Raw genomic sequence first — 20,000 nt, forward strand, 5'->3', positions numbered from 1 at the left:
CACGGGTCGCTCGCGGCTTTTCCCGTTCCGGCCGTCGTCGCCGACTCCCGCGGATAGACTCGATTCTTCGAGAATTCGGGGACTATCGGGGGAGGTCCACGGCTGTCGGTGTGGGAGGGCGACGTGGCCGATCGAACGACGCTGCTGGACTATCTGAAGAAGGTCACCGCCGAGCTGTACCAAGCCCGGGAAAAGCTGCGCGACGCCGAGGACGCGACCCGCGAACCGATCGCCGTCATCGGCCTCGGATGCCGATTCCCCGGCGGAGTTCGATCACCCGACGACCTGTGGCGCCTTGTCGAATCGGGTCGCGACACCGTCTCCGACTTCCCCGACGACCGCGGATGGCCGTCGTCGGCGCTGTACGACCCGACAGGCGAGCACGGTGGCACGACGTACACCGTGCGCGGCAGCTTCCTCGACGATCCCGCCGGCTTCGACCCCGAGGTGTTCGGCATCTCGCCACGCGAAGCCCTCGCGATGGATCCGCAACAACGCGCGCTGCTCGAGACCAGCTGGGAGACCCTCGAACATGCGGGCATCGACCCCAGATCGGTGCACGGGCGACAGGTCGGCGTGTTCACCGGATTGTCCGGCATCGACTACGCCGCGCGCGTCGGCGGAATGCCACCCGAGGAACTACAGGGCTATTTCATCACCGGCAACGCGATGAGCGTCGCGTCGGGCCGCATCGCGTACAGCCTCGGACTCACCGGGCCCGCCGTCACCGTCGACACGGCGTGCTCGTCGTCGCTCGTGTCCCTGCATCTGGCGGCACAGGCGTTACGCAGCGGTGACTGCGCACTCGCGCTCGCGGGCGGCGCGACGATCATGGCGACGCCTGCCGTGTTCGTCGAGTTCAGCCGCCAGCGCGGCCTCGCGCGTGACGGCAGATGCAAGGCGTTCTCCGCAGCTGCCGACGGCACCGCGTGGGGCGAGGGTGCGGCGATGATCGCTCTCGAGCGGCTGTCCGACGCGAAGCGCCACGGTCGTCGGATACTCGCCGTCGTGCGCGGTAGTTCGGTGAACCAGGACGGCGCGAGCAACGGACTGACCGCACCGAACGGGCAAGCGCAACAACGCGTCATCGCGCAGGCGCTCGCGGGCGCCGAGCTTCGACCGGAGGACGTCGACGTCGTCGAAGCACACGGCACCGGAACGACGCTGGGCGATCCGATCGAAGCGCAGGCCCTCCTCGCCACCTACGGCCGCACCCGCCGCGAGAGCCCGTTGTGGCTCGGGTCGGTCAAATCGAACCTCGGACACACACAGGCCGCAGCGGGCGCCGCGGGCGTCATCAAGATGATCATGGCGATGCGGCACGGTGTGCTGCCCCGGACGCTGCACGTCGATGCGCCCACGCCGCACGTCGACTGGTCGTCCGGTGGAGTGAGGCTTCTCGAAGAATCAATGCCTTGGCCCGAGACCGGCAGGCCGCGTCGGGCAGCGGTGTCGTCGTTCGGCATCAGCGGCACCAATGCGCACGTGGTCCTCGAAGAACCTCCCGCTGTCGATGCCGCGTCCGGCGAGACGTCCGACGACCCTGTCGCCTGGGTACTGTCCGGACACACCGACCCGGCACTGCGCGATCAAGCTGCCCGGTTGCGCGCAGCAGTCGGGTCCGATCACGACCCAGCGGCTGTGGCGGCATCGCTGATACACGGCCGCGCCCGCTTCGATCGGCGAGCTGCGCTGGTGGGCACCACGACCGACGAGCTACTCGGTGGCCTCGACGCGTTGGCGCGCGGTGACCCGCACCCGAGCCTCGTCCTCGGCGCTGCGCACGACGCAGGTGACCGGCCCGTGTTCGTCTTCCCCGGTCAAGGCGCCCAATGGGTGGGAATGGCAACCGAATTGATCGAATCGTCCGCGGTGTTCGCCGCCGCGATGCACGACTGTGCAGAAGCGCTACAGCCCTACATGACCGTCTCGGTTCTCGACGCGTTGAACGACGCAGAATTGCTCGATCGCGTCGACGTCGTCCAGCCAGCTCTCTTCGCCGTCATGGTGTCGTTGGCTCGGATGTGGCAGTCCTACGGCGTCGAACCTGCTGCGGTGGTGGGGCATTCGCAAGGAGAGATCGCTGCGGCCCACGTGGCGGGCGCCCTCACCCTTCCCGACGCGGCCCTGGTGGTCGCCGCACGCAGCGCGGTGATCTTCTCGTCCGCAGACCGGCGTGGAGGAATGGCCTCGGTGGCGCTGTCGGCCGCCGACGTGCGGGCCGATCTCGAAAGACGTTCGTCCAGTCTGGAAGTCGCTGCCGTCAACGGACCGACGGCCACGGTGGTGTCCGGGCACGGCGACGACCTCGACACACTTGTCGCGGAGTGGCAGAGCCGAGGCATCCAGGCCAAAAGACTCGCGGTCGACTACGCGTCGCACCACGCGGACGTGTCGATTCTGCGCGAGCCGATCCAGGCCGCGTTGGCATCGGTGATGCCCGTGCGGAGCGCCATCCCGTTCGTCTCGTCCGTGACAGGCGGGGTCGTCGACGGCGCCGAGTTGGGCGGGCAGTACTGGTATCGCAACCTCCGTCACACCGTCCGATTCGAGGATGCGGTGAGAACCCTTGCAGCACAGGGATACCGCCAGTTCGTCGAAGTCGCGCCGCACCCGATCCTGACCGCGGCGCTGCAGGAGACCCTGGACTCGGCAGGTGTCTCCGGTAAAGCGACCGGCACACTGCGACGCGACCGCGCAGGTCTGCGTCGGTTCACATCCGCACTCGCCGAAGCGCATGTGAACGGCATCGACATCGACTTCGACAAGATCGACTGGGCGCGTCTCGGGTCGCACGAATGGATCGATCTCCCCACCTACGCCTTTCAGCACCGCCGCTTCTGGCTCGATGCCGTCGTGCCCGACGGGGACGTGACGTCGGCCGGTGTGGATCCGGGTGGACATCCGATGCTGGCTGCCTCGATGGTTCTCGGTGACGGGAGTGGCGTCGTCGCGACCGGAGTGCTGTCGTCGCACCGACTTCCGTGGCTCGCCGACCATGGTGTGAACGGCACACTTCTGCTTCCCGGCACGGCGTTCGTCGAACTGGCGCTGCATGTGGGCCAACGCGTCGGGTGCGACCGGATCGACGACCTGGTCGTTGCGGTGCCCCTCGTCGTACCGGCCGACGGCGAGGTCGCGGTGCAGGTATCCGTGCAGGGTGACCCGGGTAGCGGGTCGTCGACCGTTGCGGTGCATTCGCGGCCCGTCACCGCGTCGTCGGACCATCCGTGGACGATGCATGCGACCGGAACGATGAGCGCTGGAACGACGTTCGACGACGGGAACGAACAGCCCTGGCCACCCGACGCCGACCCGGTCGACATCGACGGCATGTACGACGCCCTCGACACGACAGGCTACGAGTACGGCCCGCTGTTCCGAGGGCTGCGTCGTGCGTGGCGACGCGGCGACGAGTTGTTCGGGGAGGTGGTGCTGAACGCGGACGACGCCGCCGACGCGGTCGCCGGGTACGGAATCCACCCTGCACTGCTCGACGCGACGTTGCACGTCATCGCGCTTGCCGAGGCGACGACAGGCACCACTCCGGCCCCCGGCGTCCGATTGCCGTTCGCGTGGAACGACGTACGGTTGCACGCCGAGGGTGCCACCGCGGCCAGGGTTCACGTCATGCCGATCGGGCCGGAACGGTACCGGGTGGCGGTGTACGACGTCACCGGGCAACCGGTTCTGACCGTCGGCAGCCTGACGCTACGACCCATCACCGACACCGCACCGACACTCGGCACGACGGGCAGCCTTTACCGCGTGGAGTGGCTACCGGTCGGGATGACGAATGCGACTGTGCGACAGTCCATCGACCTGTTCGACGCGTTGGCCGGGGAAGATCCAAGCGGCCGCGTTCTGCGACTGGACCTGCGCGCGGTCGACGGTGACGACACCCCCACCAGAGCGCACGACAGCGTCCACGCCGCACTGTCGGCGATACAGGAGTGGCTCCGCGACGACGGACTGGCCGGGACCGAACTTCTGATCACGACACTGCAGGCGGTGTGCGCCCGGGACACCGACTCGATCGACGACCTGGCGGTGGCGCCTGTCTGGGGGCTGATCAGTGCCGTGCAGCACGAGCATCCCGATCGGATCACGATGGTGGACCTGGACAACGATCCGGACGAATCGGTTCTGTCGGCAGCGTTGTCCTGCAACGAAACTCAGCTGGCAGTGCGCGGCGGCGTCCTGCTGGCTCCGATGCTGGCATCGCAGTCCGTCGTCGACGACGCCGTACCCACTGCTTTCGGGCCGGACGGAACGGTGTTGATCACCGGCGGAACGGGAACGATCGGCACCCTCGTCGCCCGGCATCTCGTCGAGAAATACGGAATCAGGAAGCTGGTGCTGGTCGGCCGGCACGAGCACCGTCTCGCACCGGACATTCCCGACGCCGAGGTGCGCGTCGTCGCCTGTGATGTCGCCGATCGAGATGCCGTCGCCGCGATGCTCGACGGCATCGACGACCTGGTCGGGGTGATCCATGCGGCGGGCGTGCTCGACGACGCCACCGCCCAGGCCCTGACCGGCGAGCAGCTCGATCGCGTGATGCGTCCCAAGGTCGACGGCGCGTGGAATCTGCACGATCTGACGAAGGGCAGGGATCTGCAGGCATTCGTGTTGTTCTCCTCTGCCGCAGGCGTTCTCGGCGCAGCAGGACAGGCCAATTATGCGGCAGCCAATGTGTTCCTCGACGGTCTGGCCCAGCACCGCCGAGCCCGGGGTCTGCCCGCCGTCGCGATGGCGTGGGGACTGTGGGACACACCGAGCGCGATGACGTCGCATCTGAGCGAGACGGATCTGAGCCGTCTGCACCGCGTGGGTATGGACACCATCGACCGGGCGTCCGGGCTCGCGCTGTTCGACGCCGCACTCGCGGTGGACCGCCCGCTGATCGCCCCGCTACGCCTGTCCAAGCGCACCGCCGCGTCGGGAGCTGCGCCGCCGATCCTGCGCCGGGTGCTCGGACTGCGCCGTCGCACCGCGGCGTCGGAGTCTCCGACCGGATTGGCCGAGGAGCTCGCCTCGCTCGATGCCGACGCCCGCCATCTACGGGTGCTCGACCTCGTCACGACGCACGTCGCCGCAGTGCTGGGGCACGAGGGCAAAGGGGACATCGATCCCGAACGTGCGTTCAAGAACCTCGGGTTCGACTCGCTGACGGCCGTGCAGCTGCGCAACGACCTGGCGTCGGCCACCGGCGTCACGCTTGCGGCGACAGTGGTGTTCGACCACCCGACCGCCGACGCGCTCGCCCGCGAGCTCGAGGCGCAGGTGCTCGGCATCTCCACAGCCGTTCCGCAGGAAACACGTTCGCGACGCGACGACATCCCGATCGCGATCGTCGGTATGGCATGTCGCTACCCGGGAGGAGTGACCGAACCGGAGGACCTGTGGAGGCTCGTCCGCGACGGCCGGAACGTCGCCGGCCCGTACCCGAACAACCGAGGGTGGATTCTGGGCGACGTCTACGACCCCGACCCGGCGAAACCAGGCACGACGTACATGAAGGAAGGCGGGTTCCTGTACGACGCAGACGAATTCGATGCCGCCTTCTTCGGGATCAGTCCGCGCGAGGCCGTCGCGATGGACCCGCAGCACCGTCAACTGCTCGAACGAGCGTGGGAAGCGTTGGAGAGTGCAGGCATCCCGCCGGATGCGCCCGGTCTCGAGGACACCGGCGTGTTCGTCGGAATGATGGGCAGCGACTACGGCTTTCACCTGATGAGCCAGCGCAACGTCGATGCCGAGGGTTATCTGATGACCGGCACCAGTAACAGCGTCGCGTCCGGTCGAATTTCGTACACACTCGGTTTCACCGGACCGGCGGTCACCGTCGACACCGCCTGTTCGTCGTCGCTCGTCGCGATGCACCTGGCGTCACGGGCGCTGCGCGACGGCGAATGCTCCCTCGCGCTCGCGGGCGGTGCGACCGTGATGGCGACGCCGGGTGTGCTGGTCGAGTTCAGCAGACAACGTGGTCTCGCTGCGGACGGTCACTGTAAACCGTTCTCCGACAGAGCAGATGGGACCGGGCTGAGCGAGGGCTCGGCAATGGTGGTGCTCGAGCGTCTCGACGACGCCCGTCGCAACGGCCATCCGGTGCTTGCCGTCGTCCGGGGATCGGCCGTCAACCAGGACGGGGCATCGAACGGGCTGACGGCACCGAACGGGCCGTCGCAGGAACGCGTCATCCGACAGGCACTGGCCGACGCGCGGCTGACACCCGCTGATATCGACGCGGTCGAAGCGCACGGAACCGGAACGACGCTCGGCGACCCGATCGAGGCGCAGGCGTTGATCGCCACGTACGGCCAGGACCGACACGACGACCCGTTGTGGCTCGGTTCGATCAAGTCGAACATCGGACACACCCAGGCGGCCGCCGGCATCGCCGGAGTGATCAAGATGGTGATGGCGATGCGTCACGGCACGCTACCGCGGAGTCTGTACGGTGACACACCGACTCGCGTCGTCGACTGGACCGCCGGAGACGTGCGGTTGCTCGGTGAAGAGGTGCCCTGGCCGTCGAACGGTAGGCCGAGGCGCGCGGGAGTGTCGTCGTTCGGTATCAGCGGCACGAACGCGCACATGATTCTCGAACAGCCACCGAACTTCTCGCCTGCCGAGACGTCGACGGCGGCCCCGCTCGTGTGGGTTCTGTCCGGGAAGACGGTCGACGCGATGCGAGCCCAGGCGGCGAATCTGATGCAGTTCCTCGAGACCGAGGATTCTCCGTCGCCTGCAGACATCGCGTACACGCTCGCCACCGGGCGACCTGCGTTCGCCCATCGGGCGGCGATCGTCGGTGACGACCTCGCGGACCTGCGCTCGGGTCTCGCGAGCGTCGCCGCGGGCACCGCCGCGCCGAATGTGCTGGAGGGCAGTCGGATACGCGGCAAGTCGGCGATGATGTTCACCGGCCAGGGCGCGCAACGACTCGGTATGGGCGCGCGGTCGTACGAGATGTTCCCGGTGTTCGCAGCCGCGATGGACGACGTCTGCGACGCGCTCGACGAGCATCTCGACATGCCGGTGCGGGAGGTCATGTGGGGATCGGACGCGGACCTGTTGGACCGGACCGAATTCACCCAACCTGCTTTGTTCGCGGTCGAATCCGCGTTGTACGCGCTGCTGCGATCGTGGGGACTCGCGCCGGACTGTCTGATCGGTCATTCGATCGGTGAGATCACGGCGGCCTATGCGAGCGGCATGCTCGACCTGTCCGACGCGGCCGCGCTGGTCACCGCCCGAGGCAAGGCGATGCAGTCGACCGAGCCGGGTGCGATGATCGCCGTGCGGGCGCGGGCTGAGGACGTCGACGCGATCGTGGACGGCCGCATCGACGTCGCGGGGATCAACGGGGTCCAGTCGATCGTGCTGGCAGGACCGGTACACGAGATCGATTCGGTGGCGGAGGAATTGAAAGAGAAGGACGTCACTGTCACGCGCTTACGCGTCGAACGCGCGTTTCATTCTTCGCTGATGGATCCGATCCTGGACGACTTCGCCCGGACGGCGGCCGGACTTTCCTGGCGCGTGCCGTCGATTCCGTTGGTGTCCAACGTGACCGGCCGAGTCGGGGATGTCGCGGGGCCGAACTACTGGGCGCGGCACGTCCGAGAACCCGTTCGCTTCCACGACGGCATGCGTGCTCTCGACGAACTCGGCGTCACGACGGTGATCGAGGTCGGGCCCGGATCGGTGCTGACAGCCCTCGCGGCGGAGGTCGTGCCGAACGCGATCGCAACCCTCCCGACGGACGACGAACCACACGACGTGATGCGGGCGTTGGCGTCGTCGTTCGTGTGGGGTGCGTCGATCGACTGGGATGCCGTGCTCCCGGGGTGTACCCGAGTCGAACTGCCCACGTACGCGTTTCAGCGGCGATCGTTCTGGCCGACCCCGGCGCGCGGGTTCGCCGGTGAACCCGCCGATCTGGGTCTGAACGACGCAGGCCACCCGCTGCTCGGAACTCAGCTCGAACTGGACGACGGCACGATGGTGTTCACCGGACAGCTGTCGCTGCAACGAGATCCGTGGCTCGTCGACGACGGGACCCTTCTGCCCGCGGTGATCGTCGAACTGATGCTGCATGCAGCCGAAACCGTCGGATTCGACAGCATTCGCACACTCGCCCTTCACGAGCCAGTCGAGTTCCCGGCGTCCGGAACCGTGAGCATCCGCGTCGTCGTCGTGCCCGCGGACGACGACGGCTCCCGCACGGTCACGCTGTCGACGGCCGAGACCTTGCACGCCACAAGCACTCTCGTGGATGTCGTGAACGTGCTTCAGCACGACACCGACTCGGCGGATGCGTTCGCCGTGACGCTCGACGACGGGATCGACGCATACGGCTACGGCGTTCATCCGTTGCTTCTGCAGGGCGCGCTCGATGCGGTCGGTGAGTCGCCGACGGAGCTGACCGAAATTGCTCTCGGTAAGGCAGGCGTCGGTACCGTGACCGTCTCGCGCACCGCCGAAGGAGTTCGTCTGCACGCCGACGACGGAGAGCCGGTCCTCACCGTCGACGCTGTCCGCATCGCACCCGAGAGTGGTCGCGTCGGCGCTGCGCGGCGACTGCATCACACGGTGTGGATCCCGGTGGAGTCGACTGCAGTTGTGCACGAACGCTGTTCGCGGCGTCTGATGATCGCGAGCACGGCCGACGTCGAATCTGCGCACACACAGTGCGCGCACGTGCTGACGGAACTCCAGGACGACATGACGAATACGGATGGACCACTGGTCGTCGTCACTCGTGGCGCCATGGCCGTGGGACCCGACGATCGGGTGGATCCCGCCGCGGCCGCGGTATGGGGTCTCGTCGGGTCAGCGCAGAACGAAAACCCCGGCCGCACTGTGCTGCTCGACGTCGACGACGTCTCCGACCTGGATGCGGTGGTCGACGTCGCCGTCGCGACCGGCGAGCCCCAGATGGCTGTGCGAGAAGGCGCGTTGTTCGCACCTCGGGTGCGGCGACTGGACGCCGAAGAACAGTCATCGGACACCGTGTTGGACCGGGACGGGACGGTTCTGATCACCGGTGGGACAGGTACTTTGGGAACGCTCGTCGCCCGCCACCTCGTGGAGCAATACGGCGTCCGTCATCTGATCCTGACCAGCAGACGCGGGCCGAAAGCCGACAACGCCGAGGACCTGCGCCGCGAACTGACGTCCGCGGGTGCCGATGTCGACATCCTCGCGTGCGACGTCGCGGACTACGGGGCCGCAGCGGCACTGCTCGATGCAGTCCGTGCCGACCATCCGCTGACGGCCGTCGTCCACGCAGCAGGCGTCGTCGACGACGCGACCCTGTCCTCCCTGACCGCGGAGAAGCTCGACGCCGTGCTGCGGCCGAAAGCTGACGCGGCGTGGAATCTGCACCGGCTGACCGAGGGCATGAACATGCAGGCCTTCGTGCTGTTCTCCTCGCTCGCAGGCGTTCTCGGCGCTCCCGGTCAGGGAAACTATGCCGCCGCCAACATGTTTCTGGACGCGCTCGCCCAGCGTCGGCACCGGGACGGCCTGCCTGCGACGTCGATCCAATGGGGCATGTGGGAGCCACCGAGTGCGATGACGGCCGAGCTCGGTCCGATCGACCGCGCCAGGGCGTCGCGAACCGGGATGATCGCGCTGCGAGAATCCGAGGGGCTCGCGCTGTTCGACAGTGCGGTGGCGTCGGAAGAACCGGTTGTGGCTGCGGTGCGTCTCGACCGGTCCGTGCTCGAGGTTCCACCGCTGTTCCGCGGCCTCGTGCGCCAGGCGCGCGCACCGCAGGTGGCGTCGGACGTCCACGGCAGCGGGCCCGACGCGTGGGCGGAGACGCTGGCCGAGCGGACCGTCCCGGAACAACGGCATCTGATGCTCGATCTCGTCCGCGCCGCCGCCGCGGCCGTCCTCGGGTACGAGACAGCGGATTCGGTGGATCCGGATCAGGCGTTCAAGGAACTCGGATTCGATTCGCTCGCCGCGGTCGCGCTGCGCAACCAACTCGGCGCTACGACAGGCCTCAGGCTGCCTCCCACAGTGGTGTTCGACCATCCCAGCTCACGCGCTGTCGCCGAATTCCTCCGAAGCGAACTGATGCCCGATCCCGTGACGGCCGCGCTCGCCGACGTCGAACGCCTGCGCGCCGCGGTCTCCGAGGTGAGCGACGACTCTCGGGCGCAGATCGCGGAACGGCTTTCGGCTCTGCTCGCCGATCTCGGTCCGACTCCGGACGCGACCGTCGACCGAATCCACGCCGCGACGAGCGACGAAATTCTCGACCTCATCGACAGGGGGCTCTGACGGCGTTCCCGAGAAGCAGAAAACCCCCGGCTCTCGATGAGAGCCGGGGGTTTCGCTGTCGGGGTGGCGGGATTCGAACCCACGACCTCTTCGTCCCGAACGAAGCGCGCTACCAAGCTGCGCCACACCCCGTGTACCGCGTGCAGAAGTCTAGCGTACGACTGCCTCGGAACGCGAAACGCCCTCGTCGGACCCGGTTTTTCCGCCCTTTCTCGGGGCCGGAGTGAGCGTCAACAGCGTCGCTTCGGGCCTGCAGCAGAACCGCGCGGGAGCCCACGGGGACGTGCCGATGCCGGCCGAGACGTGAAGCTGGGTGTGTGCGCCCCACTTCGACGGACCCTTGACCCGTGAGCGGTCGAGCTGGCAGTTGGTGACGAGCGCGCCGTAGAACGGCAGGCACAGCTGACCGCCGTGCGTGTGGCCCGCGAGAACCAGGTCGTAGCCGTCCTCGGCGAAACGGTCGAGGACACGCGGCTCGGGGGAGTGCGTGATGCCCAGGCGAAGATCGGCCAGCGGGTTGGGCTGACCGGCGATGGTGTCGTAGCGATCGCGCTTCAGATGCGGATCGTCGACGCCCGCCGACGCGATCCGGACACCGGCCACCTCGAGCTCCCGACGGACGTGCGTCACGTCGTGCCATCCGCGCTCGGTGAACGCGGCACGCAGGTCGCGCCACGGCAGCGACTCGCCCAGGACGCGCTTGTGTTCCTTCTTGAAGTACAGCAGCGGGTTCTTCGGCTTCGGCGCGAAGTAGTCGTTGCTACCGAACACGAACAGGCCGGGACGCGCGAGAAGCGGGCCGAGGGCCTGAACGACGGCAGGCACCGACCGCATGTGCGACAGATTGTCACCGGTGTTGACGACGAGATCCGGTTCGAGTCGGTCCAATTCGCGCAGCCAGTTCTGTTTCATGCGCTGGCCCGGCATCATGTGCAGGTCGCTGATGTGCAGCACGCGCAGCGGAGAAGCGCCTGGTTCGAGGACGGCCATCGACGTCTCGCGCAGCGTGAATGCGTTGCGTTCGATGAGCGTTGCATACCCGATCCCGAGTGCTGCGGCTCCCGCGGTCGCGAGGGCTGCGCTCCGGACGGGTGCCTCGGCCGCGCTCCGACGAGCACGTGCTGCGGCATCGAGAATGCTGGAGTTGGTAGCACTGTTGTTCACGAACACACAGCCAACGATACGTCAGGCCTGGGAATCGACGTGCGGTGTCGGGGAGAGCCCGCGTAGCGTTCTGTGACATGTCCGAACTCAAGTCCCAGCTCCGATCCGATCTCACCGCCTCCATGAAGGCGAAGGACAAACTCCGCACCGCAACGATCCGGATGCTTCTCTCCGCGATTCAGACCGAGGAAGTCTCGGGCAAGGAAGCCACCGAGCTGACCGACGAGCAGGTGCTCAAGGTGCTCGCGAAGGAGTCGAAGAAGCGCGGCGAATCCGCCGAGATCTACACCGAGAACGGCCGCGGAGAGCTCGCGGCCAACGAGCGCGCCGAGGCGCAGATCATCGACGAATACCTACCGACACCGCTGACCGACGCCGAGCTCGCCGACGTCGCGGACACCGCGATCGCCCAGATCGCCGAGGAGATCGGTGAGCGTCCGGCGATGAAGCAGATGGGTCAGGTCATGAAGGCGGCCACAGCGCTCGCCGCAGGCAAGGCCGACGGCTCGCGCATCTCGAAAGCGGTCAAGGATCGGCTCTAGCGAGCCGCGCACGTGCGTGGGAATGTATAGCCCGCTACACATTCCCACGCACGGTCAGCGCGGAGCGGTGAGCCCCGGTATCGCCGGAATCTGAATGTTCGGCGGAATGGTCGGGATCTCGATGTTCGGCAAGGACGGGACCGTAGGCGCGGCAGGAGCCTGACGCACCGACCCGTCACTGACGTAGATCGTGATGGTCGATCCGGGAATGGCCGAACCCGACGGTGACTGCGACGTCACCGTCCCGCGGGAGGCGGAGCTCTCGCTGGTCGCGACCGACACCTGGAAGCCTGCGCCCTGCAGCGTCGACGTCGCCGAACTCTGCGACTGACCCGTGACGTCGGGAACCTGTCCGTTGGCCGAGCCTCGCACGTACTTCTGATCCACCGGCGGCAGTTCCACCGGACCGAACTTCGTCGCCACCGGACTCATCGCGTTGTACCAGGTGCGGGCCGGCTCGTTACCGCCGAACAAGTTGCCGTCGCCGCACGGGCGCAGCGGGAACGAGCAGATCTCACCGGGCGTCGGCGAGTCACCGTAGGTGAGCACAGCAGCGGCGTAGCGGTTGGTGAACCCGAGGAATCCGGACGACATGTGCGACTCGGTGGTACCGGTCTTGCCTGCCATCGGAAGCGTCCAGCCGACCGAACCTGCAGCCGACGCCGACGTTCCACCCGGCTGATCGTCCTTGCTCATCGCGTTCGCGAGCGTGTTGGCCAGACCCGGCTCGACGACCTGCTCGCAGGCCTGCTGCGTGACCGGAACCTGCTTGCCCTCACGGTCGAACACGGAGTCGATCGGCGTGGGCGGGCACCACTTGCCCCCGGACGCGAGCGTCGCGGCCACGTTCGAGAGCTCGAGCGGATTGACCCACGTCGGTCCGAGGGTGAACGAACCGAGGTTCTGGGACTTCTGCATGTCGGCCATGCTCTGCTCGCCGAACCCGGACGTGTTGGGGTCGGCGTACGACCGCAGCCCGAGACGCACCGCCATGTCGACCGTCGGTGTGACGCCGACGGACTCGATCAGCTTCACGAACGCGGTGTTCGGCGACTGCGCCAACGCGTCGGTCACGGACAGCTGAGCCGGATAGTTACCCGCGTTCTCGACGCAGTACGTGGCAGCCGGGCAGCCGCGGGCACCTCCGTCACCCATTCCCTTGACCTCGGCACGTCTCGGCACCTGCAACACAGCGCTCGTTCCCAGGCCGCGTTCCATCGCCGCTGCCGTCGTGAACACCTTGAAGATCGATCCCGCGCCGTGACCGACGAGAGAGTACGGCTGGGCCTGCACGGTCTCGTCCGCGTCGGCGTCGAGGCCGTACGTGCGGCTACTGCCCATCGCGAGGATGCGATGAGAATCCTGACCCGGTGCGACGACGTTCATGACCGTCGCGACGTCGTCGACCGTCGGGCTCGTGTTGGACACCAACGCGGCTTTGGTCGAGTTCTGGACCTCCGGATCGAGCGTCGTACGGATGAGGTATCCGCCCTTGTCGATCTGCTCGCGACTGATACCTGCGTTGGCCAGGTACTGCAGTGCGTAATCGCAGAAGAATCCGCGGTCACCCGCGGCGATGCAGCCCCGAGGTAGCGAGTTGGGCGTCGGGAGGACGCCGAGAGGCTCGGACTTGGCGGCGCGGAACTCGTCGGCCCGGTCCGGGATGTTCTGGATCATCGTGTCCAGAACGATGTTTCGTCGTTCGGTGACGCCCTGCTCGTTGGTGTACGGATTCAGCGCGGAGCTGGACTGCACCATGCCTGCGAGCATCGCGGACTGCTTGGCGTCGAGCTGGCTCGCGTCGACACCGAAGTACGTCTGTGCGGCGTCCTGGATGCCGAACGACGCGTTGCCGAACGGCACGAGATTCAGGTACCGCGTCAGGATCTCGTCCTTGGTCAGTTCCTTGTCGAGTGTCAGTGCCATCCGGATCTCACGGATCTTGCGGGCAGGCGTCGTCTCGATCGCCGCGCGGCGCTCGGCGTCGGTCTTGGCGACGACCAGCAGCTGGTAGTTCTTCACGTACTGCTGATCGAGCGTCGACGCGCCCTGCTCGACCTGGCCGCTCGTCGTGTTGGTCAAGAACGCGCGCAGCGTGCCCTGCCAGTCCACGCCCTGGTGCTCGGCGAAGCGTTTGTCCTCGATGGAGACGATGGCGAGCTTCATCTCGTTGGAGATCTTGTCGCTCGGCACCTCGAATCGCCGCTGCTCGTACAACCAGGCGATGGGGTTGCCTGCGGCGTCGACCATCGTCGACACCGCGGGAACAGCACCCTCGACCAGTTCGGCGGACACGTTGTCGACGGTGTCGGCCGCACGATTGGACGCGTAGCCGAACCCTCCCGCCAACGGGAACATGACGCCGGCCAACAGAGCACCTGCAAGTGCGGAACATCCGGCGAGCTTCGCCACGGTTTTTCCAACTGACACGACTGACAGAGTACGTGTGTCGCGCCCCCTGTCCCAGGTGCCGTCGGAGGGTTATGCGAGTAAGCCCTGGTCGGGACGCGCGTACCAGAAAAGTGCCGTTGTCATCTTGCGTTCGACGCTGTCTTTACCTAAATTGTGAGCACGGTGTGATTCACATAACACTTGCATATGAATGTGGGGCAGCTCCTAAGTCGGTGTGCTTCGAGCGGTGAAGCAGTCGTCGGTACGGGGCTTGTGGAATGTCCAACGAGGGCGTTCGAATTGCAAAGGGGTATCCGCAAATGCACACGACAGCAGCACCGGCGCGGCTCGATGTCGAAGAAGCAGAAGCTCGAATTGCCTGGGTGTCCCAGGCCAGATGCTCGGGCACGGATCCTGACCAGCTTTTCGTCAGGGGGGCGGCACAGCGTAAGGCCGCAACGATCTGCAGGCACTGTCCTGTACTGATGCAGTGCGGAGCCGACGCACTGGACAACAGGGTGGAATTCGGCGTCTGGGGTGGGATGACCGAACGGCAACGGCGTGCACTTCTCAAGCAGCACCCCGAAGTCGAATCATGGGCGGACTTCTTCGAGTCGCAGCGCCAGCAGCAAGCTGCGATCTGACGGCGGTCAGGCCGACTGCGTCAGCTGATCGGCCACCGCACGCAGGGCGTGCAGATCCGACACCTCGAACGGTAACGACGGCACGCCGACGATCGGAACTCGCGGGTGCGCCGACGTGAACCGTCGAAGCAGACGCAGTTCGCGAGTCGCGGTCACCGAACGGGCAGCGTGGATTCGCAGAACCGCCGCGGTCAACGCGGCTGCGTCGTCGTCGACGTCCGTCAACTGGTCCGCGGCCGTGACCGCGTGATCGGCCGGCAACGCCGACAGCGTCGGGTGGGTCCGATTGAGCACGAGGCCGGCCAGCGGCATCCCCTCACCGCTGAGCCTGTCCACGAAGAACGCCGCCTCACGCAACGCGTCGGGCTCCGCCGCCGCGACCACGATGAAACTGGTGCCCGGTGCCCGCAGGAGCTGGTAGGTGCGCGTCGCACGTTCCCGGAAGCCGCCGAACATCGAATCCAGCGACTGCACGAACGCCGACGCATCCGTCAGCATCTGGCTGCCGATCACCGTCGACACTCCGCGTAGTGCCAGGCTCATCGCGCCCGTCACCATGCGTGTCAGGCCGCGGCCGGGGGCCATCAGCAACCGGATGAACCGGCCGTCGAGGAAGGATCCGAGACGTTGCGGGGCGTCGAGGAAGTCGAGCGCGTTACGCGACGGCGGCGTGTCCACGACGATCAGATCCCACGTCCGATCCGCGGCGAGCTGGCCCAACTTCTCCATCGCCATGTACTCCTGCGTGCCGGAGAACGACGACGCGACCGTCTGATAGAACGGGTTGGCCAGCACCTGCTCGGCCTTCTCGGGCGTCGAATGCTCGATGACCATCTCGTCGAACGTGCGACGCATGTTCAGCATCATCGCGTGCAGCTCGCCCTTCGCCCCGGCGGGCAGCTTCACCGGCTGGGGTGAGTTGTCGAGCTCACCGACCCCGAGTGCCTGCGCGAGACGCCGCGCCGGATCGATCGTCAGCACGACGACCTTGCGTCCCTCCTCGGCGGCCCGCAACGCCATCGAGGCGGCCGTCGTCGTCTTGCCGACGCCGCCTGCCCCGCACACCACGACGATGCGCGACGACGCGTCGCGCAGAATCCTGTCGATGTCGAGAACTGTCGTTTTGCCTGGAAGGGTCACTTCACACCCTGCTCTCTGAGTTCCGCCGCCAGTTCGTACAACCCACCGAGGTCGACGCCGTCGGCGAGCATGGGAAGGTGCAGGCGTGCCGTGTCCAACTCGTCGAGCTGGGCGGCACTCTCGACCTGCGCGGACAGCGTCGACGCATGTTCGATGGTTTCGGTCAGCAGGCCCGCGAAGTCGTCGTCGGACAGCGAAATCCCGGTCTTCTCCAGCCCGGTCCGAATGGCTGCCGCGTCGACGGTTCCGTGTGCCGCGTCGGACAGCGCGTCCGCCGGAAGATAGGCAGGCTCGGTGCGATTGACGACGACCGTGCCCAGGCGCAGGTCCGCTGCTTCGAGCTCGCGCACTGCGTCGGCGGTTTCCTGCACCGGCAGCGCCTCGAGCAGCGTGACGAGGTGTACGACGGTGTCGGCCGAGTGCAGCAGCCGCACGACGCCTTCGCTCTGCGAGCGCACCGGACCGCCCTTCGCGAGGTCTGCCATCGCCTTGGTGACGTCGAGGAAGTTCCCGATCCGACCCGTGGGCGGGGAGTCGACGACGACCTCGTCGTAGACCCGCTGGCCCGCCTTGTCCGTGCGGATGACGCACTCCTTGACCTTGCCGGTCAACAGCACGTCGCGCAGGCCGGGGGCGATGGTCGTCGCGAACTCGATGGCGCCGATCTTCCGCATCGCGCGCCCGGCGAAGCCGAGGTTGTAGAACATGTCGAGGTATTCGAGGAACGCCGTCTCGATGTCGATAGCGAGCGCGTAGACCTCGCCTCCGCCCTCGGCCGACGCCACGCGCGTCTCCGTCGGCGGCAACGGCGGAACGTCGAACAGCTGGGCTATGCCCTGCCGTCCTTCGACCTCGACCAGCAGGACGCGGCGCCCGTCGGCGGCGAGCGCCAACGCCAGCGCGGCAGCGACCGTCGACTTCCCGGTGCCGCCCTTGCCCGAGACGAAATGAAGTCGCGCGGCGGCAGCCTTGTCCGGCCAGCCGTCGAAACTCGATGTAGCCACACCACGACCATATAGACGAATCGTGAACTGCCTCGTCAGAAACGCACTTCAGCTCGTTGCGTCGGCAACATCGGCGACGGCGTCGGCCAGGATCTCGGCGTAGCGCTCGTGGTCCGGGAACGTGTCGGGGCACGCGACGACGCATACCGAAACCGCGTCGCCGAGCCCGTAGAAACCGTGGGTGACGGAGTGCCCGTCGCTGAGCATCGGGAAATCGCCGGAGAACACCGCGCGTGCGCCACACAGTTCGAGATCACGCGGTCCGTGGTTGACGCTGACCATGATGGTGTTGGCGCGGACGGTCGTGCCCGTCGGGCGTAGGCGGGCTTGCCGGCGTCGTTGCGCGGCAAGGAACAGCGGTGCGGGGACGCAATTCTCGGCGCGGGCCCAGCGCAGCAGAGCCGCGTCGTTCGCCCGCTCTCGGGCGAGGGCGAGTGACCCACGGATGGCCTCGGCCCGGCGGCGTAGATCCGGTTCGTCGACGAACAGCTCGACTCCGGCCGTCACGACACGGTTCGCGGCCGACCAGTCCACGTCGTCGGGCATCGCAATCGGAACCCGTGCATTGAATGTCGACGGAATCGTCTCGCCGAATTCGGCGAGGAATCGCTCCGAAGCGAGACCGAGGGCCGTCAGACCCAGCGTCGTGAGCGACAGACCGCGCCGCCGGAAGGAGTCGGCGTCGAACGTGAGGACGTGAACGGCGCGGCGGTGCGTGGGATCGTCGTTGCCCCGCACGACCGGTCGCGCGCGATCTGCGCTGGTGTCAGGGTTGCTGTCGCGGTATGCCCGGCGCGTCTTGCTCGCTCGCACAAGGTAGGACGCTGTTCGCGCCGGCAGTGCGAACGCGGCCCCGACGGCACGAAGGGCGAGCGTGCCGATGTCGGTCGGCCTACCGTGGCCTGGCAGGGAGAGTGCCTGCCCGGTGGGTCCGAAGAGGGCGCGACCCAGCTGCCCTGCGCCCACTCCGGCGGTCAACGCGTGCGTGATCTGGAGGACGACGACAGTCGGTGAACCCACGGTTCTCGGCGCTTCCGTGAGTCCGTGCACGATGTGTAGGCGCCACGCCTGCGTCGCAGCGTCGAGAGGAGTCTCCTTCAGTCGGCCCAGCAGATTCTCGAAGTCGGTCCAGGTGCCGCCTGTCAAGTCGTGCAGGACGACCCGCGACTCGACGGGGCGATCGTCGTGAACCCAGTGTGGGAGGTCCAGATTCAGAGGAACGTGAGCTATTCGTCTGTTCAGCTCGGGAATGTCGCGGGCCCGAACGCGAACGTAGTCGACGATGGCGCCGGTCTCGGGTGCCCCGTCAGGCGGCGAATCGAACACGTACATCGTGTAGTGGTCACGCGACCCGTTCCGAGCGGCGGCGAAATGAAAAGCGGCATCGAGCAGATCGAGACGACTCACAGGAACAACAGTGTCATGCGCGTTCCCCTCAGGAACGATCGGCTGTCGCTTGTGCAACGTCCGCCACTGCCGCCGACAGAATTTCGGCGTAGCGCTCGTGGTCCGGGAACGTGTCGGGGCACGCGACGACGCATACCGAAACAGCGTCGCCGAGGCCGTAGAAACCGTGGGTGAGCGACCGAGCAGGCCCGAGCATCGGAAACCCGGCCGTGAAGGTGGCCGGTCGACCGCACAGCTCGAGATTTGCATCGCCTCGGTCGACGCTGACCACGGTGACGTTCGTCAGCACCGATTCGGGAACGCGATGGTTCGGCGGTGTGCGACGGGCGTTCAGCTTCTTCATGGCCAGGAAAACCGGCGCGGGGATCCGGTTCTCTGCGGTGATCCATCGCAGCAGAGCGGGGTCTGCGATCTCGGCGCGGGCGCGCGACAACGACTCGCGAATCGCGCGGGCCCGCTGCCGCAGATCGGGGATGCTGACGTGCAGATCGACGGTTCCGTTGACGATGCGGTTGACGGCGGTCCACCGCGCATCCTCGGGAACGGCCATCGGCACAAGAGAATTCAGGCTCTCGGGCGCCTCGTCGCCTATTTCGGCAAGGTACCGTTCCGTGGCCAGGCTCACCGCGGCCAGCCCGAGCGTCGTCACCGACACGGACTTATTCGCGAAAAGGTGTGGCGGACATACGTGTACGTGCGATACGCGTGCGGGAGTCGGGTCTGCATTGCTCGCTATCGCGGGGCGCGGTGAATCGCGTTGCGCTGGTGTCGAACCGTGCACGCGCTCGTAGTCGCGACGTGCCCGCCATGCCGCGACGCGGGCAGTCGCCGTCCGAAACGGGAGAGCAAGCGCCGAGGCGATCGCGATGGGAAGAAGCGACGGCGACGTCCGAGCGGGCTCGTGTCCTGCGGATGTCTCGGTCGGCTTCGGTGCGAACAACAGTCGCGCGAGCCGTGATGCACCCCGGCCGTCCGTCAACGCGTGACTGACCTGGAACACGACGACCACGGCATTGCCGGGGGTCTGCGGAACCCCGGACACCTCGCGGGCGACGTGGATATGCCATGCCGCGCGTGTCGCGTCGACCGGGTCGGTGAGAAGGCGGTCGACGACTCGTCGGAACTCTGGCCACGTCGGCGCGTCCGAGATTTCGTGAACGTGCGACTGCGCCGGTGCGTCGTCGAACACCCAGCGCGGGAAATCGAGATTGCCCGGCACTTCGACGATGCGTTGCGCCAGTTCGGGAATGCGCTGCGCTCGGTCTTCGACGAACTCGCAGATCTGCCGAAACGTGGGCGTCGGCCCGGCCGGAGCGAACGCGAGCAGGACGTATTGGTCGCGCGACGCATCACCGGAGTAGTGGAATGCGGCGTCGATGATGTCGAGGCGGCTCACGTGTGGC

General features: G+C 67.0%; 9 protein-coding genes and 1 tRNA gene. 3 read left to right on the forward strand and 7 right to left on the reverse strand.

Annotation, left to right across the window (positions count from 1 at the left end):
• Positions 1 to 123: 123 nt before the first annotated feature.
• Positions 124 to 10,305, forward strand: coding sequence for a type I polyketide synthase (locus DK926_RS11140; protein WP_114330513.1), 10,182 nt, complete (start codon positions 124 to 126; stop codon positions 10,303 to 10,305).
• A 58-nt stretch (positions 10,306 to 10,363) separates the two neighbouring features.
• Here the strand turns inward: DK926_RS11140 and DK926_RS11145 are convergent.
• Positions 10,364 to 10,437 (reverse strand) — tRNA-Pro (locus tag DK926_RS11145).
• 18 nt (positions 10,438 to 10,455) lie between these two features.
• Positions 10,456 to 11,442 carry a metallophosphoesterase gene (locus DK926_RS11150; RefSeq protein WP_114330514.1) on the reverse strand — a complete coding sequence of 329 codons (987 nt, stop codon included), beginning with the start codon at positions 11,440 to 11,442 and terminating at the stop codon, positions 10,456 to 10,458.
• 104 nt (positions 11,443 to 11,546) lie between these two features.
• Between DK926_RS11150 and DK926_RS11155 the strand changes: the two genes are divergently transcribed.
• Entirely contained in the window at positions 11,547 to 12,011 is a 465-nt protein-coding gene (locus tag DK926_RS11155; protein WP_068426643.1) for a GatB/YqeY domain-containing protein, read from the forward strand.
• A 54-nt stretch (positions 12,012 to 12,065) separates the two neighbouring features.
• On the opposite strand, the gene DK926_RS11160 is transcribed toward DK926_RS11155, so the two are convergent.
• Entirely contained in the window at positions 12,066 to 14,423 is a 2,358-nt protein-coding gene (locus DK926_RS11160; protein ID WP_114330447.1) for a penicillin-binding protein, read from the reverse strand.
• Positions 14,424 to 14,722: 299 nt separating this feature from the next.
• Here DK926_RS11160 and DK926_RS11165 point away from each other — a divergent pair, with 299 nt between their 5' ends.
• Positions 14,723 to 15,046: a WhiB family transcriptional regulator gene (locus tag DK926_RS11165; RefSeq protein WP_068426636.1), complete on the forward strand. Its 324-nt coding sequence runs from the start codon at positions 14,723 to 14,725 to the stop codon at positions 15,044 to 15,046.
• A 6-nt stretch (positions 15,047 to 15,052) separates the two neighbouring features.
• On the opposite strand, the gene DK926_RS11170 is transcribed toward DK926_RS11165, so the two are convergent.
• The 4 genes from DK926_RS11170 to DK926_RS11185 are packed head-to-tail and all read right to left on the reverse strand — an operon-like array spanning position 15,053 to position 19,993.
• Positions 15,053 to 16,186, reverse strand: coding sequence for an ArsA family ATPase (locus DK926_RS11170; RefSeq protein WP_114330448.1), 1,134 nt, complete (start codon positions 16,184 to 16,186; stop codon positions 15,053 to 15,055).
• A complete protein-coding gene (locus tag DK926_RS11175) occupies positions 16,183 to 17,190 on the reverse strand; it encodes an ArsA-related P-loop ATPase (protein WP_114330449.1) in 1,008 nt (335 codons plus the stop codon). The genes DK926_RS11170 and DK926_RS11175 overlap by 4 nt, the downstream gene beginning before the upstream one ends.
• 48 nt (positions 17,191 to 17,238) lie before the next feature.
• Positions 17,239 to 18,597, reverse strand: a complete 1,359-nt coding sequence (locus DK926_RS11180) for a wax ester/triacylglycerol synthase domain-containing protein (RefSeq protein WP_165839557.1) — start codon at positions 18,595 to 18,597, stop codon at positions 17,239 to 17,241.
• A 28-nt stretch (positions 18,598 to 18,625) separates the two neighbouring features.
• Positions 18,626 to 19,993, reverse strand: coding sequence for a wax ester/triacylglycerol synthase domain-containing protein (locus DK926_RS11185; RefSeq protein WP_114330451.1), 1,368 nt, complete (start codon positions 19,991 to 19,993; stop codon positions 18,626 to 18,628).
• Between the last annotated feature and the right edge of the window lie 7 nt (positions 19,994 to 20,000).

Origin of the sequence: Rhodococcus sp. Eu-32, from assembly GCF_003336925.1 — a bacterium.
In the GTDB taxonomy this organism is placed as follows: domain Bacteria; phylum Actinomycetota; class Actinomycetes; order Mycobacteriales; family Mycobacteriaceae; genus Rhodococcoides; species Rhodococcoides kyotonensis_B.

What these genes read in the sequence shown, in the direction of transcription:
- DK926_RS11155 (WP_068426643.1), top strand. Translation starts at nt 11,547, where the DNA reads ATGTCCGAACTCAAGTCCCAGCTCCGATCCGATCTCACCGCCTCCATG.
- DK926_RS11165 (WP_068426636.1), top strand. Translation starts at nt 14,723, where the DNA reads ATGCACACGACAGCAGCACCGGCGCGGCTCGATGTCGAAGAAGCAGAA.